This is a genomic window from Methanospirillum stamsii, assembly GCF_003173335.1.
Taxonomy (GTDB): Archaea; Halobacteriota; Methanomicrobia; order Methanomicrobiales; family Methanospirillaceae; genus Methanospirillum; species Methanospirillum stamsii.
This window is the reverse complement of the sequence record NZ_QGMZ01000001.1, coordinates 26,152-50,147: the sequence shown is the minus strand read 5'-3', so window position 1 is coordinate 50,147 and position 23,996 is coordinate 26,152. Positions and strand designations below refer to the sequence as shown.

Annotated in this window: 24 protein-coding genes and 1 pseudogene; 16 read left to right on the top strand and 9 right to left on the bottom strand. The window is 40.0% G+C overall.

Going from position 1 to position 23,996, the window contains the following annotated elements:
* Positions 1 to 32 precede the first annotated feature (32 nt).
* From DLD82_RS00175 to ilvN, 4 genes are all read left to right on the top strand, one after another.
* Positions 33 to 728: a TIGR00266 family protein gene (locus tag DLD82_RS00175; RefSeq protein WP_109939084.1), complete on the top strand. Its 696-nt coding sequence runs from the start codon at positions 33 to 35 to the stop codon at positions 726 to 728.
* Between the two features lie 156 nt (positions 729 to 884).
* On the top strand, positions 885 to 2,399 hold the full coding sequence (locus DLD82_RS00170; RefSeq protein ID WP_181391158.1) for a 2-isopropylmalate synthase: 1,515 nt from the start codon (positions 885 to 887) through the stop codon (positions 2,397 to 2,399).
* Positions 2,371 to 4,062 (top strand): biosynthetic-type acetolactate synthase large subunit, encoded by a 1,692-nt coding sequence (ilvB, locus tag DLD82_RS00165; protein WP_109939082.1) that lies wholly within the window; start codon positions 2,371 to 2,373, stop codon positions 4,060 to 4,062. Before DLD82_RS00170 ends, ilvB begins: the two co-directional genes overlap by 29 nt.
* 1 nt (position 4,063) lies before the next feature.
* Complete coding sequence (gene ilvN, locus DLD82_RS00160; RefSeq protein ID WP_109939081.1) at positions 4,064 to 4,567, top strand: acetolactate synthase small subunit; 504 nt, start codon at positions 4,064 to 4,066, stop codon at positions 4,565 to 4,567.
* A 39-nt stretch (positions 4,568 to 4,606) separates the two neighbouring features.
* Here the strand turns inward: ilvN and DLD82_RS00155 are convergent, their stop codons facing one another.
* Together DLD82_RS00155 and DLD82_RS00150 are read right to left on the bottom strand one after the other, a co-directional pair.
* Positions 4,607 to 5,179, bottom strand: a complete 573-nt coding sequence (locus tag DLD82_RS00155; RefSeq protein WP_109939080.1) for a hypothetical protein — start codon at positions 5,177 to 5,179, stop codon at positions 4,607 to 4,609.
* Entirely contained in the window at positions 5,169 to 7,160 is a 1,992-nt protein-coding gene (locus tag DLD82_RS00150) for a PKD domain-containing protein (RefSeq protein ID WP_181391157.1), read from the bottom strand. Before DLD82_RS00150 ends, DLD82_RS00155 begins: the two co-directional genes overlap by 11 nt.
* A 545-nt stretch (positions 7,161 to 7,705) precedes the next feature.
* Between DLD82_RS00150 and DLD82_RS00145 the strand changes: the two genes are divergently transcribed.
* A complete protein-coding gene (locus tag DLD82_RS00145; RefSeq protein ID WP_109939078.1) occupies positions 7,706 to 8,338 on the top strand; it encodes a hypothetical protein in 633 nt (210 codons plus the stop codon).
* A 58-nt stretch (positions 8,339 to 8,396) separates the two neighbouring features.
* Positions 8,397 to 9,584, top strand: a complete 1,188-nt coding sequence (locus tag DLD82_RS00140) for a M28 family metallopeptidase (RefSeq protein WP_109939077.1) — start codon at positions 8,397 to 8,399, stop codon at positions 9,582 to 9,584.
* A gap of 86 nt (positions 9,585 to 9,670) precedes the next feature.
* Here the strand turns inward: DLD82_RS00140 and DLD82_RS00135 are convergent, their stop codons facing one another.
* The 3 genes from DLD82_RS00135 to DLD82_RS00125 all read right to left on the bottom strand — a co-directional run bounded on the left by DLD82_RS00135 (position 9,671) and on the right by DLD82_RS00125 (position 12,878).
* The gene (locus DLD82_RS00135) at positions 9,671 to 10,183 is read right to left on the bottom strand and encodes an archaellin/type IV pilin N-terminal domain-containing protein (protein ID WP_109939076.1); all 513 of its coding nucleotides are present in this window, start codon (positions 10,181 to 10,183) and stop codon (positions 9,671 to 9,673) included.
* Positions 10,184 to 10,326: 143 nt separating this feature from the next.
* The gene (locus DLD82_RS00130; RefSeq protein ID WP_219968270.1) at positions 10,327 to 11,112 is read right to left on the bottom strand and encodes an MBL fold metallo-hydrolase; all 786 of its coding nucleotides are present in this window, start codon (positions 11,110 to 11,112) and stop codon (positions 10,327 to 10,329) included.
* Positions 11,113 to 11,219: 107 nt separating this feature from the next.
* Complete coding sequence (locus tag DLD82_RS00125; protein ID WP_109939074.1) at positions 11,220 to 12,878, bottom strand: sensor histidine kinase; 1,659 nt, start codon at positions 12,876 to 12,878, stop codon at positions 11,220 to 11,222.
* Positions 12,879 to 12,940: 62 nt separating this feature from the next.
* On the opposite strand from DLD82_RS00125, the gene DLD82_RS00120 reads away from it, so the two are divergent.
* Together DLD82_RS00120 and DLD82_RS00115 are read left to right on the top strand one after the other, a co-directional pair.
* A complete protein-coding gene (locus DLD82_RS00120; protein ID WP_109939073.1) occupies positions 12,941 to 13,543 on the top strand; it encodes a phospholipid-translocating P-type ATPase in 603 nt (200 codons plus the stop codon).
* Positions 13,544 to 13,556: 13 nt separating this feature from the next.
* Positions 13,557 to 14,459: a PHP domain-containing protein gene (locus tag DLD82_RS00115; protein ID WP_109939072.1), complete on the top strand. Its 903-nt coding sequence runs from the start codon at positions 13,557 to 13,559 to the stop codon at positions 14,457 to 14,459.
* Here DLD82_RS00115 and cls read toward each other — a convergent pair.
* Complete coding sequence (gene cls, locus DLD82_RS00110; RefSeq protein WP_109939071.1) at positions 14,456 to 15,928, bottom strand: cardiolipin synthase; 1,473 nt, start codon at positions 15,926 to 15,928, stop codon at positions 14,456 to 14,458. The genes DLD82_RS00115 and cls overlap by 4 nt on opposite strands.
* A gap of 252 nt (positions 15,929 to 16,180) precedes the next feature.
* Between cls and DLD82_RS00105 the strand changes: the two genes are divergently transcribed.
* Entirely contained in the window at positions 16,181 to 17,026 is an 846-nt protein-coding gene (locus DLD82_RS00105; RefSeq protein WP_109939070.1) for a GNAT family N-acetyltransferase, read from the top strand.
* Between the two features lie 160 nt (positions 17,027 to 17,186).
* Here DLD82_RS00105 and DLD82_RS00100 read toward each other — a convergent pair whose 3' ends face one another.
* Positions 17,187 to 17,585, bottom strand: coding sequence for a type II toxin-antitoxin system VapC family toxin (locus tag DLD82_RS00100; RefSeq protein WP_109939069.1), 399 nt, complete (start codon positions 17,583 to 17,585; stop codon positions 17,187 to 17,189).
* Positions 17,570 to 17,794 carry a hypothetical protein gene (locus tag DLD82_RS00095; RefSeq protein ID WP_109939068.1) on the bottom strand — a complete coding sequence of 75 codons (225 nt, stop codon included), beginning with the start codon at positions 17,792 to 17,794 and terminating at the stop codon, positions 17,570 to 17,572. Before DLD82_RS00095 ends, DLD82_RS00100 begins: the two co-directional genes overlap by 16 nt.
* Before the next feature lie 287 nt (positions 17,795 to 18,081).
* Here DLD82_RS00095 and DLD82_RS00090 point away from each other — a divergent pair, with 287 nt between their 5' ends.
* The 6 genes and pseudogenes from DLD82_RS00090 to DLD82_RS00065 all read left to right on the top strand — a co-directional run bounded on the left by DLD82_RS00090 (position 18,082) and on the right by DLD82_RS00065 (position 22,526).
* The gene (locus tag DLD82_RS00090; protein ID WP_181391156.1) at positions 18,082 to 18,525 is read left to right on the top strand and encodes a nucleotidyltransferase domain-containing protein; all 444 of its coding nucleotides are present in this window, start codon (positions 18,082 to 18,084) and stop codon (positions 18,523 to 18,525) included.
* A complete protein-coding gene (locus DLD82_RS00085) occupies positions 18,522 to 18,830 on the top strand; it encodes a DUF86 domain-containing protein (RefSeq protein WP_109939066.1) in 309 nt (102 codons plus the stop codon). Before DLD82_RS00090 ends, DLD82_RS00085 begins: the two co-directional genes overlap by 4 nt.
* Positions 18,831 to 19,036: 206 nt before the next feature.
* Positions 19,037 to 20,464: pseudogene (locus DLD82_RS00080) on the top strand (IS1634 family transposase).
* A gap of 104 nt (positions 20,465 to 20,568) precedes the next feature.
* A complete protein-coding gene (locus DLD82_RS00075) occupies positions 20,569 to 20,874 on the top strand; it encodes a DUF4143 domain-containing protein (protein WP_181391155.1) in 306 nt (101 codons plus the stop codon).
* Between the two features lie 96 nt (positions 20,875 to 20,970).
* Positions 20,971 to 22,137 carry a hypothetical protein gene (locus tag DLD82_RS00070; protein WP_146199634.1) on the top strand — a complete coding sequence of 389 codons (1,167 nt, stop codon included), beginning with the start codon at positions 20,971 to 20,973 and terminating at the stop codon, positions 22,135 to 22,137.
* Between the two features lie 134 nt (positions 22,138 to 22,271).
* Positions 22,272 to 22,526 (top strand): hypothetical protein, encoded by a 255-nt coding sequence (locus DLD82_RS00065; protein WP_109939063.1) that lies wholly within the window; start codon positions 22,272 to 22,274, stop codon positions 22,524 to 22,526.
* Between the two features lie 185 nt (positions 22,527 to 22,711).
* On the opposite strand, the gene DLD82_RS00060 is transcribed toward DLD82_RS00065, so the two are convergent.
* On the bottom strand, positions 22,712 to 23,083 hold the full coding sequence (locus DLD82_RS00060) for a nucleotidyltransferase domain-containing protein (protein ID WP_109939062.1): 372 nt from the start codon (positions 23,081 to 23,083) through the stop codon (positions 22,712 to 22,714).
* A 588-nt stretch (positions 23,084 to 23,671) separates the two neighbouring features.
* Between DLD82_RS00060 and DLD82_RS00055 the strand changes: the two genes are divergently transcribed.
* The gene (locus tag DLD82_RS00055; protein ID WP_109939061.1) at positions 23,672 to 23,899 is read left to right on the top strand and encodes an antitoxin VapB family protein; all 228 of its coding nucleotides are present in this window, start codon (positions 23,672 to 23,674) and stop codon (positions 23,897 to 23,899) included.
* The last annotated feature ends 97 nt before the right edge of the window (positions 23,900 to 23,996 follow it).

The window sequence follows — 23,996 nt, the reverse complement described above, 5'->3', positions numbered from 1 at the left end:
TCTTACATCGTTGAATCTGCTAGGAATCCATTATGGAGTATGAGATTAAGTATAAACCATCATATGCACTTCTTGAAGTAAATCTTAAGCCGGGTGAATCGATTACTGCTGAAGCCGGGTCCATGAGCTGGATGCATCCGACGATTGAAGTGCATACACACATGCGGAAAAAAGGATTGCTTGGAACAATCGGTCTGGCTCTTATCGGAGGGCAGTCTTTTTTTGTGAATGAATTTACCGCAACAAATGCGGCTGGTAAAGCCGGGTTTTCCGCAGCGCCACTCGGAGATGTGGACACTCTTACTGTTGTTCCCGGAAAAGGATTCATCATTCAGAAAGCAGCGTACCTTGCATCTGAAAAAGGAGTGAACCTGGACATAGAATGGCAGGGTTTTACCAAAGGTGTCTTTGGACAGGGTCTTTTTATGATTAAAACGTCCGGAGAAGGTCTTCTTTTTATCAATACATTCGGGGCTATTGACAAACATGTTCTTGGAGCAGGAGAACGGCTTATTGTTGATAATTATCATCTTGTTGCATTCAGTGACAGTTGTCAGTATCAGGTAACAAAGTTTGGCGGATGGAAGGAAACCCTTTTGAGCGGAGAGTTCCTTGTCACTGATATCACCGGTCCTGGAGAAGTATATGTGCAGACTAAGAATATTCGCGAGATGGCAGACTGGCTCTGGACACTTATCGAGCCGCGAGTGCAGGCAAAGGCACGATAATTCACTTTCATTAGTGCCCAATTTTTTATTCGTTGCTCCTGCGTCATGCACCAAAACATTCTCTTCTATGCACCAGCATATAAATAGGATCCTCTTTCCATACAAAATTTATATGCATTGTAAAGACGACATTCTTTTAGGAGTATAATCCTATGAGTGAGTGCTTTATTGCGTAATAAAAAGTTTCGATTCCTGGATACAACGCTTCGTGACGGCGAACAGACTCCGGGGGTTTCCCTGTCACCTTCTGACAAGGTTGAAATCGCCACTGCATTATCAGACATCGGGGTTCATGTCATAGAAGCAGGCTCAGCCGTGGCTTCAGAAGGAGAACGTGAAGCTATCAGGCTTATTACACAGGCTGGTCTTTCTGCAGAATGCTGCACATATGTCCGGGCTTTAGCGCAGGATATTGATTGTGCCGCTGATGCGGGGGCTGATTCAGTTCATCTTGTCGTTCCGGTTTCAGACCTGCACATTGAACGAAAGATGCAGAAGACCCGTGAACAGATCTTTTCAATGGCAATGGAGGCTGTTTCCTATGCCAAAGAAAGGGGCCTTATTGTTGAACTCTCCGGTGAAGATGCTTCACGGGCAGATCCTGAGTTCCTCCGATCTCTTTATGCAGCAGGAATAGAGCATGGTGCAGACCGGCTCTGTTTTTGTGATACGGTTGGAGTTTTGACACCTGAAGTGACAGCAGAGATAATTCCTCCTCTTTGTCTCGCCCCACTCAGTATTCATTGTCACAATGACCTTGGATTGGCCCTTGCAAACACCCTTGCAGCACTAAAAGCTGGTGCATCGTGCTGTCATGTAACGGTCAACGGGCTTGGAGAGCGGGCAGGAAATACCCCGTTTGAAGAGGTAGTCATGGCCCTTGAACACCTGTACAAAATAGACACCGGTATTGCAACAAGGAAGATTTATCCTCTGTCTATTCTGGTTTCTCGTCTGACCGGAGTTCCCTTTGCAATCAACAAACCGATTGTCGGAACGATGGCATTTACCCATGAGAGTGGTATTCATGCCCACGGGCTCTTCCGGGACAGCCGGACATACGAACCGATTGCTCCTGAACTTGTGGGAAGGACACGACGGATAGTTCTTGGAAAGCACTCCGGCTCTGCATCGGTAAAATCTGCCCTTACAGAACTTGGGTATTCACCAAATCCCCGCCAGCTCGAAGAGATTGTCAAACGGATAAAAGCTCTTGGTGATGAAGGAAGGCGGGTTACTGATACCGATGTCATGGCCATCACCGATTCGGTCATGATGCTTGAGTGTAAACCGGTCATCTCGCTTAAACAGTACACCGTGGTCAGCGGCACAAATGTTATTCCGACTGCATCAGTAACGATGCAGGTAAATGGGAAGGATGTAACCGGAGCTGCAACCGGCGATGGACCAGTTGATGCGGCACTCCGGGTATTGCAGGAGTCGGTTTCGATTGCCGGAGATATCAGGCTTGAAGAGTATCATGTGGATGCGGTTACCGGTGGAACCGACGCCATGGTAGAAGTTACCGTAAAACTTAGAAAAGACGGACAAACGATAACATCACGCGGTGCCAGGACTGACATTATCCAGGCCAGTGTGGAGGCGGTCATCACGGGGATGAACCGTCTTCTGAGGGATTATCATGAAAAGCGGAGCACAAATACTGATTGAAGGTTTAAAGGAACAGGGAGTAGACATCATCTTCGGTTATCCGGGCGGTGTTGTTCTCCCGATTTATGACGAACTCTATGATGCAGATATTCGTCATATCCTTGTTCGTCATGAGCAGGCCGCAATTCATGCAGCAGATGGTTATGCACGGGCGAGCGGGAAAACCGGAGTCTGTCTTGCTACCTCGGGTCCGGGCGCCTGCAATCTGGTCACCGGACTTGCAACCGCATATATGGACTCTATTCCGGTGGTTGCAATAACCGGACAGGTTCCTACCTCACTTCTTGGAAATGACGCGTTCCAGGAGTCAGACATTACCGGAATCACCATGCCGGTTACCAAGCATAATTACCTGGTTCAGGATGCCCGTGATCTGAAACGGATCATCAGGGAAGCATTTTATATTGCAGGTACCGGAAGAAAAGGTCCGGTTCTTATTGATATTCCAAAGGATGTCAGCACCGCAATGGTGCCGGATACTGACGGCCCTGATGATCAGCCACGGCTCAGGGGATACAAACCAAGGTGCCAGGGTCATAGCAGAATGATTCAGCGGGCTGTTGATCTGTTACTTCAGGCAAAACGACCGATTATTTATGCCGGAGGCGGGGTTATTTTGTCTGATGCGTCGACAGAACTGGTAACGCTGGCTGAACGACTTTGTATGCCGGTAACAACCACCCTCATGGGACTTGGATGTATTCCGACTGATCATCCGTTAAATCTTGGAATGCTCGGGATGCATGGGACCGAATATGCTAATTATGCCATTACCGAGTCAGACCTGCTCTTTTCCATTGGTGTCAGGTTTGATGACCGGGTGACTGGAAAGATTGAGGCATTTGCTCCACAGGCAAAGGTCATTCATATTGACATTGATCCTGCGGAAATAGGGAAGAATAAGCAGCCTGACGTTCCTATTGTCGGTGATGCAAAAAGTGTTCTGACCGATATTATCAAAAAGATTCCTGAGTCCTGTCCACATCCGGAGTGGTCTGAAACAGTCGCTGGGTGGAAGAAGAATCACCCGCTCAGGTACAATTCTGACGGAAAATTGTACCCGCAGTTTGTAATTAAAACCCTGGCCAAAATTCTTGCTGATAAAGGGGTTATTGTCAGTGAAGTAGGGCAGAACCAGATGTGGACAGCCCAGTGGTTTAAATTCACCAGGCCCCGGCAGTGGATCAGTTCAGGTGGTCTTGGCACGATGGGATATGGATTTCCTGCATCAATGGGTGCTCATTTTGCCTGTCCGGATCAGCCGGTTGTTGTTCTTGCCGGTGATGGATCGTTTCAGATGAATATCCAGGAGCTCGGGACTGTTGCCCAGTATAATATTCCGGTGAAAGTCATCGTGCTTAATAACCAGTTTCTTGGAATGGTCCGGCAATGGCAGCAGCTCTTTTATGAGCACCGGTACTCGTATACAGAGCTTCCGGAAGTTCATTTTGAACGGATTGCAAAGGCATACGGAATAGAAGGTGCGACAGTTACCCGGGCATCGGACGTTGAAGCAGCAATCCGGACAGCTCTTCTCCATCCCGGACCGTATGTTCTTGACATCCGTGTTGAGCGTGAAGAGAATGTATTTCCGATGGTTCCAGCCGGAGCAAATATCAGTGAAATGATCGTCGGGCACCACACTGAACATGAGGAGGGGTGATATGACTGCTCATATATTCAGTGTCCTGGTAGAGGATAGTCCGGGTGTTTTATCCCGGGTGACTGGTCTTTTCTCCCGCCGGGGTTTTAATATTGAGAGCCTTGCAGTAGGGCATTGTGAACAACCGGATACCAGCCGGATTACGATAGTCGTTACCGGAAATGATGTCCAGATTGAACAGGTGAAAAAACAGCTCAATAAACTGATTGAGGTCATCAAGGTTCTTGATGTCTCTGAATATGAACATGTTGAGCGTGAACTGGCTCTTATTAAGATCCGGGCAGAACCTGGAACTGCCAGGTCAGAAATAATGCAGATAGCAGGTATTTTCCGGGCAAAAATTATAGATGTCGGATTGGATACCCTGGTGGTTGAGGTTACCGGTGACAGTGGGAAGATAACCGCAATAGAAGACCTCCTTAAACCCTATGGAATACTCGAACTTGTCAGGACCGGAAAGATTGCCCTTCAAAGGGGATCAGCATTGGTAAGTTCAGGAAAATAATCTTTTTTTTAATCCGTAATTCAAATAGAAAATAAAAATTCAGGATTTTTTGTTATCATCATCGTTTCTGAACTTAATAATATTTGAAAGATCCAATTCGAATATTTTTTCATTTTTGAATAAGATATCCGGATTGTCATTTTCTTTTTTAAGTCCACAATATGCCAGAGTTATATATGCATTGAGCATCCCGGAATCTATAGCCGATATTCTGTTATTTTCCAGGTTAACTTTGAGATCATAAATGACGACCCGAGATGATACCTTAAACCAGAAGGTCTGACAAATGAGATCAATCACTCCGGATTTTATAATAATTTCAACATGTTGGAAGAAATCATCGAGTTGTTTTTCAATTTTCGTGTTGATCTCCATCTTATCATCCAGGTTTTCGATGGTTATCTGAACAATTCCATGACTGATATCATGTGAAATATTTTTAGATAACGATGAAATCAGCAGATTGGTTGCATCATCATCATTCAATCCGCTTTTTATCAACCATTTTAATGTTTCTGCGAGATAATCTGATTTTCCTCCTTCCACAACTTCATGAAGTGCCTGTGTTATGGCACTTGGAATGACTGGTTGAAAATCAATACTATAACTCATTATTTTCACCTTTTTTTAATATTCCTGTATTTATTTCCATTTTAATGTCTGTATGTCTGATTTCATTGGGATTTGTGCATTCGATCCCACTCTTGAATTCGTAACTTAAATCCGGGTATTGAGCTGGTTTTTTAGGGGAGGTGTTTTTTTCTGATGTTTCCTTGTTTTCTTCGGATGTTCTATTAATATTTGATTTTTGAATATGGCGATAAAACATCAATGCTGCTCCGGTCCCTGTCAGGAAAATTAGAATTAAAAGGAGCGGGAATGGTAAATTAACAATTATAGTTACTGTTGTACTGTTAGTCAGGCCTCCAGTATCTGTAACTGTGAGGGTAAGTGGATATTCTTCTGCATTTTTATAGATATGATGAACTATCTTTCCTGTCCCGATTTGTCCGTCTCCAAATTTCCATGAATATGTCAGATTATCATTATCTGGATCATAAGATTCAGAACCATCGCTGGTAATATTAAATGGGGCATCTCCTTTTTCCAGGTCAATTGTGATAATGGCTACGGGAGGTCTGTTTACGGTTCTTACGGTAAGAGTATCGTCTATTGAACTTCCTAGTTCATCAGTTACAGTAAGGATTACGTGATATGATCCCTGGATTTTGAATGTATGAAGAACAGTTTGTCCATTTTCGGTATTACCATCACCAAAATCCCAGTGATATGATGTGATCTTTCCATCCGGATCACAGGATCTGGATCCATCAAACCTGAAGGTAAGAGTTCCTGCTCCTTCCATGGGTTCTGCCATTGCGTAAGCAATCGGAGGGGTATTGAATACCTGTATCTGTGTAGTATCAGTTCCGGATAATCCGATATTGCCCGTGATAGTAAGTTTTACAAGATATTTTCCGGGAATATGATAGGTATGATTAACTATTTTTTGAATGTCGCGTGTATTGTCTCCAAAATCCCATTCGATTGATTTTATTTCATCATCCGGATGCATTGAATATTCTGCAGAAAATTGAACCTCAAGTGGTGTTTTACCGGAAGATGGATTTGCACTGATACTTACTTCGGGAGGAATGTTTGTGACAGTAAATGTTGCATGTACCTCTTCATTCCCATAAGATACCGTTATCTCGTGTGGACCGGATTTTACTCCGTCAGGGATTATGAGGGGAATGGAAAATGACCCATCATCAGAAATTGGATTGTCATCAATGAGTTTTAGATCATCAAAAAACACATCTGCAACATAAACCTTCCTGGAGAGCATGGTCAATCTTTCCCCTTGTGATATTATGGAAAAACTTCCATCGGCATTAACTTTTATTCCCGTTTTTCCAGACGATGGTGATATTTTAAGTATCGGTTGGTTTTGTGCATAAATTCTTTTCTCAACGGCTGTACTTCCAACTTCATTAGATGCCGTAAAGATTACCGTATAAATTCCTGGATTGGTATAGGTGTGTTTTGGGTCCTGTAACGAAGAAGTAGTGCCATCACCAAAATTCCATTCTCTTGATGTAGGATTTCCTTTTGATATATCAGAAAATTGTATAGTCAGAGGTGTGGTTCCTATTCCAGATGAAGGATTCATATCAAAGACTGCAGTCGGCGGAAAAAGGATCCAAAAATTATTATTCTCAAATAATGTCTTTGAATTGTGAAAGGGAAGTACAATAGATGTTGGACTGGATATTATTCCTGATGAAGAACGAGCAGTCACTGCTTTTGAATCATCAGGTGGATACAGTATTATATGGTAGTATTTGGGGATTATCTGTTCAATAATGTCAATATAACCTGGGATGAAATTAAACTGGTAATAACCAGAATTGTCACTGTATTTTTCCTGGAAAATATCCTTTTCGTTGAATTTATCCGGGTATAACGATGGAGCAATAATTAGTCTGACTGAAGAAGCGGGGTTTAATGAATCATTATTATCTCCAGTATATACATGACCTGATATTGTTATAGTTTTTTCATCAGATGTCTGAATGACTTGGTAATCCAATGAATTATCCTGAGATGAAATATTGTTCAAAACGATTGAATGAGTTAATTGTGAGAAATTTCCTATTGGGTTAGCCGTTGCCGGAATGGATAATAAATTGGGTATTATCAAAAGAAAAAAAACTATGAGGAATAGTTTATCAATAGAAAAGGGTTTTTTATTTTTTGACAATTTAAAATAAAATCTGGATATCCAGAATAAAATCATGTGGTGTTTTAAAAAAACAGTTCTTTTTGTAAAAAAAAAATTTGTTTTAATGAAAGAATTGATCCGGTTATTTTTTTTTGGATCATACATAATTTCCTGAAAATTTTTTAATTTTAGTAACTATGTATAGATTTCATATCAATTTTTGCCTAGCAACGTTGCTTGGCATTCATTGTGACTATTTTCAGTGAAAATGGTATTATTATTTTTTTTATATTTTTACCTATAGAATTTTGATAAGATAAGAAACCACTTATGGGAACAAAACGTAAAAGATAGAAGTACATTAATGATTTAAAACTCTTCTATTGAGTTTTTATAATTCAGAAGGTTGGAAAATGTTCTTTAAAAGAATTATCCTGATTGTAGTTCTTATAGCCGGAATTGTAATTGGTGTCCAGGCAAATCAAACGATTTCCATTGATCCGATCGGAAATCTCCAGATTGGAGAAAAATTTAACATTACGGGAACGACGACGATTGAAAACTGCAAGAAAATCGGTGTTGAAATATTCCCGAAAAAGATCTGGGATACAACGTCTGCTTATGCAAAGGAAGATGAATCCGGAAGAGTAAAATTTTTGGAACTTTCAAATTCAGCCGATAGTTCTCAGTCAGCAGGATATAATTTAATCAGGTATAACGTGGATGGAACGAAGACCTATCAGCCGGTAAACATCTCATCAGATTATTTACTCATATCAGTACCGGTAACAAAAACTGATGACGGTCAGATGTCCTGGTCTGCTGAGATTTCAGAGAAGGTTAAAGAAGTGCCTTTTGCACCCGGAACTTATCATGTCAATGTGTATGATGCATCACATGAAGTTGTCAGGGAAGGCGTCAGTATGCCAAATGGATGGGATTTAATCAAACAGAAGATCTATCCCAGCACAACCATGACAAATATCTGGGATCCGAAAAATGAAAAAGACATGGAATATGCCGAATTTACTGTCCGGAAAAGTTAACCTGGTAATGCTCTGCATTCGAGGAAAATCATTTCAGTAACTATACCCTTTTTTTATCATGAATCCGGCCATACTCTTTGGGCATCTGAAAACACTCTGTAATACCATCGGGGAGAGGCCGGTTGGTACACTATCAAATCGTCAGGCAATGGAGTATATCGGAAAACACCTGGAATGTATCGGATATCCGGTAAACTATCAGTTGTTTGACTGCATGAACTGGAATTATTATGCTGCATCATGTAATCTGCAGGAGGAGAGTATCCCGATTACCGTAAATCCACATTCTCCTTCATGTTCCCTGAATGCTCCGGCAATTGTAATAAAAAGTCTTAACGAACTAAAAAGCAGTGATTTATCCGGAAAAATCGCTGTTCTTTCTGGCGAACTGGCAATAGAACCCCTGATGCCGAAGAATTTTCCATTCTATCAGCCGGAGAGTCATCAGGAGATAATCCGGTTACTTGAGGAGAAAAATCCTGAAGCAATCTTGTTCATCAGTCCTGATAACAATGCAATCCCGGTAATCATTGATGGTGATTTTCATATTCCCTCCGGGACCGTGCCTGCAGGATATGGAAACATTCTCCTGGAAAATTCAGGCCACACGATAGATTTGATGATGAATACTGCGTCATATCAGGCACGTGCGGCTAATGTAATCTGCAGGACTCCGGGAGAAGGGAAAAAAATAATTCTTTGTGCTCATTTAGACACGAAATATTATACTCCGGGAGCACTTGACAATGCATCAGGGGTTAGTGCACTTATGATACTTGCTGATAGGCTCCGGAGAGGAGCACCACAAAATCCCCTCGAATTTGTCTTCTTTAATGGTGAGGAATGTTACAATATTCCTGGAGAAATGACCTATTTCTCTTCACCCTCCTTTGATCCAAAAAACGTGCTTCTTGCAGTAAATATTGATGGAATAGGGCTTGCGGGTCATCTTTCCAGTGTTGCATACTTTTCCTGTCCTCCGGATATGGTGGAGATATCAGAAAAGGTCAGGGGCAGGTATCCGGGTGTCATCCAAAAAGATCCCTGGCCTCAGGGTGATCATATGTTATTTAGTCTAAAATATATTCCTGCAATGGCATTTACTACTGCTGCAGAATGGGATATTACTCAAAAGATTATTCATACTCAAAAAGATACCATGGATTGTCTTGACGTCGGAAAAATCATGCATGGTATGGATGCAATTGAAAAGATTGTCCGGACGATAAGTAAAAAATATTCGTGATCATCATCTTTGGGATTATTGCATAAAGTTTCGCAATTACAAAAAAAAGGATTCCCAGTATTTTATTATCGTGATGATGAAACCGGTTATGATATATATCCTCCATCAAATCCGGATGGCAGTGTTCTCTGGATGAGGGTTGATGCTCCGGTCGGTGGCTTTATCTCAAGTGAAAATGACCCTCCCGCTTTTGGTCCTGAAAGTCCTGATAGTCTGACCCTGGTACTATCCCCGGCCCGTAAAATTCCTGAGTTTGGTGATATAGATGAGAGGGGTATCTCACTTCCCATATCACTATTTTTGGCATAAAAATATATCATCTTTGAAAGATCAATCGGCTCTCCGGTCTCCGGAATCGAAAGACTAAAAGTGAGTGATGTTAAGCCGTTCGTTTCATCGTACTGACCCCGGATGAGTCCGTCGGTAATCGCAACTGATGCACTCTGTTTTATTCCGGCATAGGTAACTTCCTGAACTTTCTGGGTTGCAAAAAAACCCATACTAATCATGCTATATCCAAATACCGCTGCAACAACCACAAAAGCTATCATAACAATTGCTGCTTCAAGTCCGGAGAATGCATTATTTTTTTCCATCATTGACACCTGGGTTTTGTTGTATATACTCGATCAGGAGGATTCAGATAACGTTTAAGGTATTGAGTTATTGATTCATCATCAATTAAAAGTTCTCCGGAGAAAACCTACCGGAAAATTTCTCTGCTGAATTATTTGTATAGCACTTAAATCCCCAGGTGTTTACTGCCTGGATTTTTGAGGTAGTTCTTCATTAATTCTTCCAGTTCATCCAGAGAGATGTTATCCAGATTTGAAGGAACTGACCAGAACGATGAAAAATCATATGCATTCTTAAGCATTTTTTTCGCAAGTTTTTCATACCTGAGCATAAGCAGGGTATTGAGGTTTATCCGGTGTACTGCTTCGTATTGACCGAAAGTTCTCGTATCTATCTTATTTCCTTTGATGACCTCTCTGATATACTCCATGTTCCTGATTATCAAATCCTTTGTAACAATTCCTGAATGGGCGGAAATCATAATATCGGCGGGAAATATAAGAAGCATCTCCAAAGTCTCAAGATAGATATCCAGCCGGTCATAATCAAGATACGGAATAGGACCTTCTACAAGGTCACCGACATACAAAATCCGCTCTTTCCGGTCATAACAGATGGATGAATCAATGGTATGACCGGGTGCATAGATGAATTCGATGTCATCATCTTCAAAGCATATTTCTTCTTTAAAGGTCAGGCCAGGAGGTATGAGGGTCACGTGCCCCCTGGTCAGAGATGACTGTCGGTTTAAGTCAAAAGCTCCCCGCTCTTGCATTCTTTCTCTGCATGTAACATGGCCGATTATTATTGAATCCAAAAAAGCACAATTTCCCCAGATATGGTCCCAGTCAGAATGTGAATTAAAGATAACCAGGTCACAAAAGGCCGGATCCTGATTCAGATAGGGGATGACTTCTTTCATCGATTCCGGACCTAAGTGGGTATCACACAAAAACGTGTGATGGGGGCCAAAGAAGATAACAAGTGAAATGCCGTCATCAAAGGTAAGAATCCGGACCCTGTCAGAAAGCCGGTTAATGATAATGTCTGTGATGATTATCAGGACTCCGTCTTTGCTTCCTTTGTTACTGTTCGAAATGTTCCGGATGGAATTTTCATATCAAATCTGACCCCGGTGTCTTTTTCTCCATGTTCGGTTATGGTAATATTGGTAAGACTTAAAATTTCCCTGATAAGAAATAATCCAAGGCCGGTATTCTTCCCAAAACCCTTGGTAAAGATATTTTTTTTGTCTTTTTCATCAATTCCGATCCCATTATCTTCATACCTGAGAACCAGGTTATCTCCATTTTTCTTATACGAAAGGGTGATATCAGTTACCCGTTCTCCATGCCGGACTGAATTATCCACGAGGTTGTACAGGACTTTTTCAAGCATGGGATCTGCATAAATTTCTATGGATTCATCAGGCAGGTGGAGCGAGATGTCTGATAGAAGTGAACGAATACCTGATTTCTGCATGATCTCTGATACATCCTGCCATTTTGGTTCATGTAATCCAAGATCCTGGTATTGACGGGTAAAATCTATCAGGGTATGAATGTCTTCTGCCGATTGCAGGATTATTGATATCCAGCGTTTTTCCGGTTCATCAGAGATTTTTTTCTCTAATAATTGCCCAAATGAAGTTATTATCATAATCCTGTTCAGGATATCATGACGGGTTATACTATTCAGAATGGAAAGCTGGTTATTTGCCTGGCTGATAGCATTCTGAACCCTTTTTATCTCGTCTATATCCTGAATCAAAAGGAGAGTATGGGTAATATTCCTGATACTGATCAATCGGATATGAAGTATAACATATCTCTTCTGTCCATCCGGAAGTTCAATGAGTGTTTCAATGGAAGATAATTTAGTTTCTTTCAGCTGAGTAATTGAGTCCTGATTGAACTCTGAAAAAATAATTAATTCATCCAGTTTTTTTGTTATTATGTCTTCTTTTTTCAATCCAAAGTATTGTTCACATCCGGAATTTACTTCGAGTATGTGTCCGGTATCTGAGAGTATCAGAAGGGGATTTGGAACTTCATGGAAAAATGTGGAAAATTTTTCTTCTCTTCGTAAGATCTCCCGCTCAAGGGCTATTCGGTCGGTAATATCCACAAAAGCGGTAAAAATTGCTCTCTCTCCAAGAAAATCGATAACATTCGCTGACAGGGATGTGTATATGGTCCCCCTGGTTTTTGTATCAAAAGAAATTTCATAGCCAAAAACCTGTTTTTTTCCGGGCAAGGTATCTGAAAAATGTTCGGTTTTAATGATGCTTAAAAATTCTTCACTGATTTTTTTCTCTACGTTATCCTCAGGATTCTCTAAAAATAATATCTTTGCTTCCTTATTCATCACGAGGATTGAATTATCAAGATATTTTGTAACAATTATGGGAAATGGGGCATTTTCTACCATGGCCCTGCAATTTTCTGCATTTTCACATATCTCATTCATTGCATGCGCAAGTTTATTCTTCTGTAATATCTGGTAGTAGCGAATGAGAAAAGTGCTGTCAATAATGGCCAGAACAACGATGAATGTGGTTGAAGTAAAGGTAAATTGGGTTACATGATCGATAAAGAACGTTCGCGACCACTGGTCTAAAAGCCACCAGTACGGAAAAAGGATTAGTGCAAACAGGATAGATATGAGAAATGCACCTGAAACTGGTTCTTTTCTCCAGGTGTTCCATCTCTCTTTCATGATACTGATACCTCTGGTTTTCAGGTAACAGTTAATATTCTTTTCTTACATATCTACTGTTTGTGGAACAGGATTTTTCATGTTGTAGTTCTCCAGTATTAGCCCGTCCTCCTTTCATAATTTACCTGTCACTTTTCTTTCTTCTTGTCTGTATACAAACACTTGGGGCCAGATATTTCGTTTTTTCATATCCGGTAGTGCCAGGAGTATCTGCATTTTACCTGATTGTAGCAATAATGATTGTTTGTGCGTTATGGTTTGGAGTAATTGGCATTTGCGCAGCGTATTTCGGGTGTGTGATCGGTGCAGGAATGTTAAGTGGTCTTCCATTCAGTGTTTCATTATATTGGTCCTTTGCAGATTTATGGCAGGTTCTTATCCCGTACCTGGCATTCAGACACTTCCATGTTCATACCGCTCTCATCAGTCGGCGTGATATCGGTATTTTTATCATCTCATGTGTAATCATCAACAATCTTATCGGAGCAGTCTGGGGAGCATACACTCTTGAAATCGGAGGTATTATCAGTCATGCCCAGGTAGCAGGCACAATATTCAGATGGTTCGTAACAAATAGCGTAGTTTGTGGAATACTTGTCCCGGTCCTGTTAGTATTTGTTACTCCGTGGATGAAAACCCATGAATTGTATCTGGGAGTCGAATAAAGGGTACTAAAAAATGCCGGATCACCAGGGTAATATCAGGTACATTAAACCCGATTTCAGATTGCTTCGAGAAGAAGGTTACTATCCGGTTGATATGCATCTGCATACGACTCATTCGGATGGATTAACAAGAATTCCGGAGCTTATAAAGTATGCCTCCAGACATGACATCGGTTTTTCTATTACCGATCATAACGAGATTAGCGGTTCACTCTGTGCAATATCCAATCGATCTGACCGCCTGATTATTCCCGGCACTGAACTTGAAACACTGGAAGGGCCACATCTGCTTTTTTATTTCTATACTCCGGAGGATATGCAGGAATTTTTTAAGGATTTTTCCCGGGAAAGGAGTAAAAAAAGACCTGGTCTTATGGAAAACCTTCCGGTTATGGAGTGTCTGGATCTTGCCAAACCATTTTCCGGTCTTCGGATTGCTGCTCATCCGTTCGGATATTTTGGAATTAACCGGGGAGTCCTGAAGTGTGCTGAAAAACAGATGCTTCCCGGAGTTCTTGATAATATAGATGGTATCGAGGTTATATGCGGGGGGATGATAAAAAGTCTTAATGAGCGGGCGATTTCTTATGCAGGAGAACACGATATTCCCTTCACAGGCGGTTCTGATGCACACATTCTTTCAGATGTTGGGAATGTGATAACAGCGGTTCAGGCAGAAACGGTTGAAGAATTTTTGGATGGAATAAAGAAGAGAAAAAATCTCGTAATTGGAAAACCTGGTGGATACATGTCCAGGGGGGCTACTGCCGGTGTAATTGCCTGGAGTTTTGTCCCGTACTCTTTATCGATGCTGGGTGCTCATTATTCGGTTCAAAAAAGAAGGACTTCCCATCTGGTGTCTTTGTATCGGCACAAGGTAGCAGGTTTTCAAAAAAAGAAAGAGAAGTGGCCTTAAAGAAGGGGAGAGAAGAGCCGTGATATTGACTGTTTTATTTTTATTTTTCGGGGCAATGCTGCAAACCGCTCTGGTGTCAGTTCGGTGCATACACGTAAATCCTCAATAAAATATTGCTTGAGTTCCCGTGCAACCTCGTGATCATATATGATTGCATTTGTCTCAAAGTTCAGCCGGAAACTTCTGACATCCCAGTTAGCACTCCCGACAGATGCAGCAACCTCATCAACGACGATTGTTTTTGCATGAATAAAACCGGTGTCATAGGTGTATGCCCTGACACCTGCATCCAGGAGTTGTTCGATATAGGAATATCCGGCCCAGTATACGAACCAGTGATCCGGTTTTGCCGGCATCATGATCCTGACATCAATTCCGGAAAGAGCAGCTATTCGGAGAGCATCCATGATACTTTCATCCGGAATAAAATACGGGGTCTGAAGATATACTGAATCGGTCGCAAGTGAGATGAGTTTGAGATATGATTCCTTGACCGGGTTCCAGTAGGTATCCGGACCGCCAGAAACAATCTGCACCGGGACTTGTGATGAGACCGGTTGAATCTGTTCCGGATAATACCTTGATTCGTAATGGATTTTATCATCCTTTGAAGCATAGTTCCAGTCCAGGAAGAAACGGATCTGCATCGCAAGAACTGCATGTCCGGTTATCTGAACGGCTGTGTCTCTCCATGGTGCCCATTCGGGAACACGGCTTAGATAATCATCCCCAATATTAAATCCGCCAATAAACCCGGTTTTACCGTCGATAACTGCAATCTTCCGGTGATTACGGTAATTCAGGCGGGGATGTGAGATATTCATAAGCGATGGGAAGAATAATGCAAGTTTTCCGCCCGCTTTCAGGTAGGGTTCAAAAAAAGATTTCCGGGGCCCTGCTGCACCAAGACCGTCACCAAGAAACCTGACCGTAACACCTGCCTTTGCCCGTTCGGTTAATGCTGCAAAGATCTCATTTCCGATTTCATCATCTTTCAGGATATAGTATTCCAGGTGAATATGATCCTCTGCATTCCGGATGGCCTCTAAAAGAGCTTTGAATTTTTCATTTCCATCAACAAAGACCCTAACCGAATTACATAATGTGACCGGTGCTTTGTTGCTTTCCATCAGCATGTACATCATACGCTTATACTGATAGGAAATCCGGGTTAATGCAGTGAGATCCTGGGAGAATAATTCATTTTTCTGAGATTCTATGATGTCTGTAAGCGTTTCGTCATCTTCCTTCTTGACTCTGAACATCCGGTCCCGGTAAAAACTCTGGCCTACAAAGAGATAGAGAATAAATCCTATAATCGGAAGGAGGAACAGAGCCATAAGCCATGCAATGGTTGCAGTCGGGTTTTTTCGTTCGATAAAAACAACCGTTATTGCAAAAAGGATGTTTATGATAAATATAACCGGGAAGATAAAATCATTGAGGAATAGAAAAATATCGGAGATCATAGAATGTAGTATCTATCATTCTCTTTGGATAGAAGGTTATGCTTCAAGCAAATGATATGATCATTATCAGTAGATTACCTGCTGAATAATAATTATAAATATAATGATTATGAATGTAATTATTGTTGAATTATAAGTAGTCTACTTTACTCTCAACTAAATATGAATCCTTTGGTTATACAATAATCTTTTTAATAACTGATTATTCCATTATCTATATTATCCCGGGTAATCCATGTATTCTTTAGATTTATGAATCAGAACTATCATATTCGAAATCTTACTCCGGATGAGGTAATTATTCCGATTGAATGGGCTCGTGATGAAGGCTGGAACCCTGGTCTTCATGATGCACAGTCTCATTACCCGGTGGATCCTTCAGGCTGGTTCTGTGCTGAACTGGATGAAGAGATAATCGGGACTGCGGTTGCTGTCAATTATGACGCCGAATTTTCGTTTGCTGGGTTTTATATCGTAAAGGAACAGTTCAGGGATTATGGGGTGGGCTGGGATCTGGTCCGGGCAATCAATACCCATATCGGAGAGAGAAATCTTGGAATTGACGGGGTGTTTGAGATGCAGGAGAAATACCGGGAGAAGATGGGAATGCTATTTGCATACCGGAATATCCGGTGGCAGGGTATTGCATCCGGGATAGAGCAGCCGGATCTGGTCTTGGCAACCAAGGTTCCCTTTGATTCACTGCTCCGGTATGATACCGCTCATTTTCCGGCTGAAAGAAAAATATTTCTCGAAAACTGGATACGTCAGCCTGAAGGAACAGCACTGGTAAAATTAGGAAAGGATGAGGATATTCATGGGTACGGGGTTATCCGTAAATGTTATGAGGGTTATAAGATTGGTCCAATATTTGCCGATAATCCTCTTAGCGCAGACGAGATTTTTGAAGGGTTGACCACAATGGTGCCCGGGGAGCTAATATTTTTCGACACCCCTGAACCGAATACTGCAGCAGTCCTGATGGCACAAAAACGAAAGATGACAGAGGTTTTTGGCACTGCACGGATGTATACAAAAATGATTCCAAGTCTTCCGGTTCATGAGATATTCGGAGTTACTACGTTTGAACTGGGATAATGTCTGATTGCTTTCTTATTTCTTAAATTTCGTATTTTTTCCATATTTCTTTAACCAGATAAAATCTATCCATTGATATTCTGAAAAATCTTATCTTTTCGTCATATTCTCTGAGTAAATATAGATCATTTTCGGTAATTTATTAACAGATTATATTGTTTTATTGGGAATTAAAGGGATTAATAATTTCTATTCCTGTAATTGAGTTAAAATCTTTGCAATTTCTTGTCACCAAGGTCGCTGATAGATTGATAGCCGTGGCAGCAATAACCGCATCAGGAAGTTTAATATTTGTTTTTCGTCGAAGACGAATGGTGTGAGCAGCTACTGCTTCATCAACAGGAATTATTGTTCCATATTTCAGGAGATCATTGGTCATTCTATAACTTTCTTGGGTGTGTTTATTCCATCCTAATACTTCTATTTTGGTTATTATTGAGATAAAAAATGAGGAGATAAGTATTTTTTTAATATTTATGAGCACGTCATCAGAGGCAGATGCAGTGATAAAATAAATAAGAATATTTGAATCAATAAGATATCTCATATCCTTTCCCATTCATCTCTCATGTTTTTGATCTCTCTGTCAAGTTCTTCAAAAGTTCCAGTATAATGAATAATCCCCATGTATTTTGTTGGGTCAAATTTTTCCTTTTCGGAAATTTTCCCTTTAATAATTAATTCAATATCCTCACTCCATGCAGATATTGGAATAATAACATCAGTCCGATTTCCATTTTGATCATAAAGATATCGAATCTCAATCATTTGACTCAGGTTCTCTCCTTTGATGTTTGATAAATAATAAGATTATTCATATTATCTATTTATCTCTCTACCTTACTTTTTTATTAGTCTTCCTTCTATCGAGGAAAGGTTTTTATGAATAATTATTTTGGGTATACTGGTGAATACTCAGGTCGAAAATTACTATTCGATGTAATTTTAGTCGTTCCGGGTTAATGTTTAAACTATTTGAAAATAATATTAACTCATTGGAAAACCGATTCAATGTAAAACATCATCTTGAATTTTCATATGGAGATCTTTGGTATATGCAGAATGGATTAATCGAGTCTAATATAAATCTAATAAGATCAAAAACTCCTGAAATTGCTGTTAAGATAGATACTGGTATTGAATGGCTGTTTTCAAGGCCCTGGTCGCAAAAAATTGATTTTATTATTTTCTATGGATCTGTAGCCCTGGGACATTTTAGACCTGATTCTGACATAGATCTGGTAATTGGAATACAGGGAAGTCAGGAAAATCTTATTAGCATTAATAAGGAGATTGCTTTATCAGGACCTTTTGATGATCTGGATATCCGGATTTTTGAAAATCTTCCGGTTTATATCCAAAAAGATGCACTTCGTGGAATCATTCTGTTTTGTAAAGATTTTACATACCTTTCAGATCTTGCATACAAAACAATAAAAAATTACGATGCCTTTAGGCCATATCTTGATGATTATACCGGAGCGGTTCCACTTTCATGAAGACCGGAAAGTTGCGATCAGAAGCAATGAGAATTATACTTGCAATAATTGCTGATAGTATCGACCTCGTTACTTCTCATCTCCCGCCAGATCTGAAAATATTTAAAAATCTCGGATTGGTGAAGGATGGTATCTATAAACGGGTGGAGTATTCAATTGAGAATGTTCTTGATATTTGTGCAATGATTAATGCAGATTTAAAATTCGGGATCCCTGAATCTGAAGATGACATCCTCTCTACCTTGATACAACATCATGTCCTTGATAAGTCTCTTGGTGAAGAAGTCAGGCAGATGAAGGTTTAGAAATATTGTTGTTTACTGATATGGAAATATTGATGATCAGATTGCATATAATTCTTACTCAAAATCTCACCTCGTTTGAGAGATTCAGGATTCGGGTATTAGAATTTATACGCGAATGTGATTAGGCTGGTTATTTTTTAATTATAACCCAAGTTTGCCATTAACTAAAAATATATGTGTTCTTAGTGATGTTTGAATCGACCAAAATGCAAACAAAACTAAGAACCAATGAAATTGAGCCGAATGAAAATATATCCTTTCCTATCGGCACCATATTCCTCGTTGATAAGCTATATGAAGTCCTGAACTTTCGCGAAATTTTCGGGAAACACAAGACAAGGGGTATCGATATCAACGATTTACTTCGAGCCCTCATCAGCTACAAATTAACTGATAACTTCAGCATAAAACGGTCTCACGACTGGATCAACCGACCTGAAGTGCTTGACGAATTTTCCCTCCCCCCCTTCAGCGAAAGAACGCTTTACCGTGTCCTTGAAATCCTTGGTTCTACCCGTGAAGAAATCATCTCTGACATCCAGGATGTACTTTTTTCCAGGTACGATTTTGAGCATACCAACATCAACATGGACTGGACCAGCCTAGTCCTTCATGGCAAGGAGGCCCGGCTTGGAAAGTATGGATACAGCCGTGATCATCGGCCCGATAAAAAACAGATCACGGTTGGCGTTACAGAACTTTCAGACCCGATAAATATCCCAATTGGGATGACAATCGAACCTGGCAATCTCAATGATCAGAGCCACTTCAAGAAGACATATCAGCAGTCAAATAACCGGCTAAGAGAGGGATCTCTGGTGATATTCGATAAAGGAGCGAACAGTGTCGATAATATCCAGTTGATCCGGGCAGATAATCTCCAGTACATCACCGGAAAGAAACTCAACAAGAGCGATGACAAGATAATCGCGAAGTTTGAAACCTATAATCCTCAGATAATTGATGAGGAATCAGGTATTCGCGGAATTAAAATCGAGAAGCCGAACAGTACAAACTATCTTTACTTCTCGAAAAAACTGCAGAAAGAGCAGCTGGAATCCAGAGCTCGAAAAGTTGTTCGAGAGATAAAAGAAGCAAAGGCCATTCAGGAGAGTATTGACAAGAATAAAGCCCTTCCAAAGCGATTCAGAATAAACAATCTTCTTGTGGATGTAGATTACTCTATCCAGACAAAGCTAATGGAACTCTCCGAAGATGATGCCGTCAAGTTTCTTGAAGAAAAGTTCATCAATGGTAGAGAGGGATTTTTCTGCCTGAAATCGAGTAAGAATTAGACACTTACTGAAGCCCTTCTGACCTATCGGAAGAAGGACTCGATTGAGAAGATATTCAACTCTCTCAAGAACGAGATCGAGATCAAACCATTACGCGTATGGACCGATAACAGTATTTACGGAGCATTAATCATTGGGTTTATCGTACAGGTATTTGTCTCACTAATCCGATTTGAGATCCCAGACCTGAAGCATACGTCAACGAAATTCATCAAAACGACGCTATCGAATTTGACAGTTACGATTGATTCGTGGATGAGGAAGACAAAAAAGTTCATTCACTCCAATTTTGATGCCATCAACACCATAATTTTAGACCATAATTGGGTTGTTACATGAAATTTTGGTCGAAAAACGCCACCTGTCAAATATCATTTCCCGATGAAATTCTGAAAAATTTTGATCATGATAGTGAACGATCTCATTGACTGTATGAAGTCAAAGTGGCAAAGTTAGGTTATAGATTTAATCATGGGAGGGATAGTAATCTCTACTTCTGGTGCAACAAGGGAGGAAAGGAAATTGACTGTCTTATTGATAGATCCGGAATTGAATTAATTCCTGTGGAGATTAAGGCGGGAAGGACGATATTTATGGAATATTTTAAGAATATAAAGTATAGGAATAAGTTGTCAGGGCAGGTTCCTGAACGTTCGTTTGTAGTTTATGGCGGAGACCAGGATCAACAGAGAACTCAAGGCCGGATAATATCGTTTTCCTTCCTTGATCCGGTGACGGAATTGCTATAATAAAAGATGGCTCCTTCATGAGTCTTTTTCTATCTTTTTTCAAGATAAAACCGCTTAATTCATATCATTATTTATCCAATCGTTCTGGTTCATCTCATGCATGACTTCTTTCCATATCTCCTGATAGCTGGGTTATCAGTATTTTTTTCCATGTTTATCCTCCCGGTGTCTGCAGTTATGATCATTGATTCTATCTCTCCTGATTATGGGTATAATAATGGGCAGGTTACGGTGACTGTAACCGGATCCGGGTTTGAAACCGAAGGAATTTGGACATCAATTTTGGAACACCCGGGGATAGTTCCAATTCAGTCATCATTGGTGAATATAATTTCTGACTCCCTGATAACCATAAAATTTGACCTGACTGGCCAGGTATATGCAGAGTATTCTCTTGTCATAATCACCGGTTTACATAATAGATATTCATGTCCAACTCCTTTCATCGTATATTATCCCTATCTTCCCGTTGTTGCAGAAATAATTCCGTCATCCGGCAGAATTGATGAAGAACCCTTTACATGTACAATTAATGGGGATAATTTCATCTATGGATCGTATGTACGGATGGTAAATTCCTCGGGAGAAATTGTGACAACGAGCAGCACAAACATCGATAATAATCAGTTTACATCTGTTTTCTCACCCGGAATGAAGAAAGGCGACCAATACCTTGTGCAGGTAGTAAATCCTGATACCCAGTGTTCAGTTGATACCGTATATTTTACCGTGTATGATCTTCCTCCTGCTATATCAGATGTCAATCCCCGGACGTTGTATACTTCGGATTCTTTGTGTGAGATTTCTATCCGGGGTAATGGTTTTCTTTCAGGTTCGGTTGTGTCTCTTCTTGGTAATTCTGGTGGGATGAGGATCTCAAACAAAACTCCAACGATTGTCTCTGCTGATGGAAAGATAATTACTGCTTCTTTTGATCTCTCCGGATTCATGACCGGAGAATATCATGTTATCGTGGAGAATCCTGATGGGCAGTGTTCAACAGATACGGTGTTTTTACAGGTTAAGGAGCCAGAAAAAAGATCGTTCAAGGTGACAGTCGCTCCAGGTCCGGGCGGAAATACTATTCCATATGGGGTGGTCACGGTTTTAGAATCTTCTACTCTTGCAGTATCCTGGACTCCGGATTCCGGGTATGAAGTATGTGAGGTATATCTTGACGGGCTTATACAGAAAAACCATAATTCTTGTATAATCGAGGATATCCGGGGAGATCATGAGATCTATGTGGAGTTTAAAAAGTAATAATCGAGCAGATACCCTTCGGTTTTTGTTGTAGTTGTGCTGAAAGGGCATCCACTTTTGATTTTGAGTATTCAGTTCGGGTTCATGAAAAATTTTATCCTTTACAACACTGATACCCATGTTGTTGTATTATTATGGCTGATTGTGAAAAACTTGAAAAGTGTCCTTTTTTTAATGCTTATAAGGATGATGAGAAGATTTGGCCTTTGATTAAAGGATTCACTGTTCTGTACTGTAAAGGTAGCAAGCAGGATGATTGTATCCGGAAACAAATCAGCAGTAAATTTGGTGCAGATAAAGTGCCTGTTAATATGATGCCAAATGGAAAAGCACTTCCGGGAACCGGGAAAGAGGAATGGGATCAAAAAGTAATCGAATTTCTCTCATAAATTATTTATATTATAAATGGTGTATCTGGTTAATTCCGGGAATCAGGATAGATCTGATTGGCTTTTTTTAAGTGTGAAGTAACTCTATATGGATTTTTTTATCAACCACCTAATAACAGACCGGAATAAATCATTAATGACCTTTTATGAGGGTTATATTTAAAAGGAGCGTAATTTCTGTATTATCAGACAACTGCAATTCCGTCCTGTGAAACCTGTTGAATAAATAAAAATTTTTTCATCATTCTGAATTGTTCTTCAGTCATTACTTTTGCAGAGATCATAATCCCAAATTCCGGATAGATATCATATCCCATGGCCATAATCGTTTTTTTGATATTCCATGAGTCGTCAGTGGTAAAAATCAGGATATCAACATCAGATCCCTGATGAAAATCCCCCCGGGCATATGAGCCATATAAAATGATTTTAACAATTTTTTCGGGAAATTCAGATAAAATTTTATGAGTGAATTGTATTATTACTTTTTTTACATCCGGAGGGATTAAAAATCCCTGATCGTCATCAAAGAATTTGTTATTAAATTGATTTGTCATATCATCGGTTTATGATTAGTGCCATAATGTGATACTCATTATCATTAAATTTGTTTATACTTGTCATGAGGATGATTGAGGGTACTTCAAGGATTAATTAATATGGATGAAAATAATTTATAAATTATAACTATCAGAGATATCATCCATATTGTTCCTTCTTGTTTTGTAATAATTTAGTGTTTTTGTTAATTTAAAAGAACCACTTGGCTTATCTGTAATTATCATTTTCCTATTGATAATTTCTCAAGGTTCAATTCCATCGTATACTTTCACAATATCCCACATGAAAATAATATCACAGCATCAGGGATTCTCCGCTACGGAAAAGTTCTATCTCTGTTTTAATTCAATCATACCTTCGTAGAAGATTTGTTATGATTATACTGGCAGTTTGGCGAAGGGGAAGACTCAATCGAGCAGAATTCGGTCTATTTAATTGCCTGTTATTGGGAATTAGCATAAATCCAAAATAAATTAGGTTTTTTATGATTATACCCGGATAATAAGAAGATATTCAATGTTTTCTCCTGTTATATTATCATATGTTCATGATAGATTTTTATGTCCATGTGTAATCATGTATGTATGGCAACAAAAACAATTACCATTACTTTAGAGGCATATACTCGGTTAAAACAATTAAAAAAAGATGACGGTGAAAGTTTTTCTGATCTAATTATTAGGATTATTCCGGAAAGAAGAAAACTCTCCGATATTCTCTCCAATTATGAACCAAATGATGACCTTGCGATGAGTATTAAAAGTGCTTCAGAAGAAAATCGGTCCAGTACATTGGGAGAAATATCATTCTGATGGTTGTGCTGGAAGTGTGATTTCTTATAGATCTAATCAAAAAAGCTAAAAAGGAAATGATTACGCTAGTTGGCATTAGAAGAAGATAATGGTATGA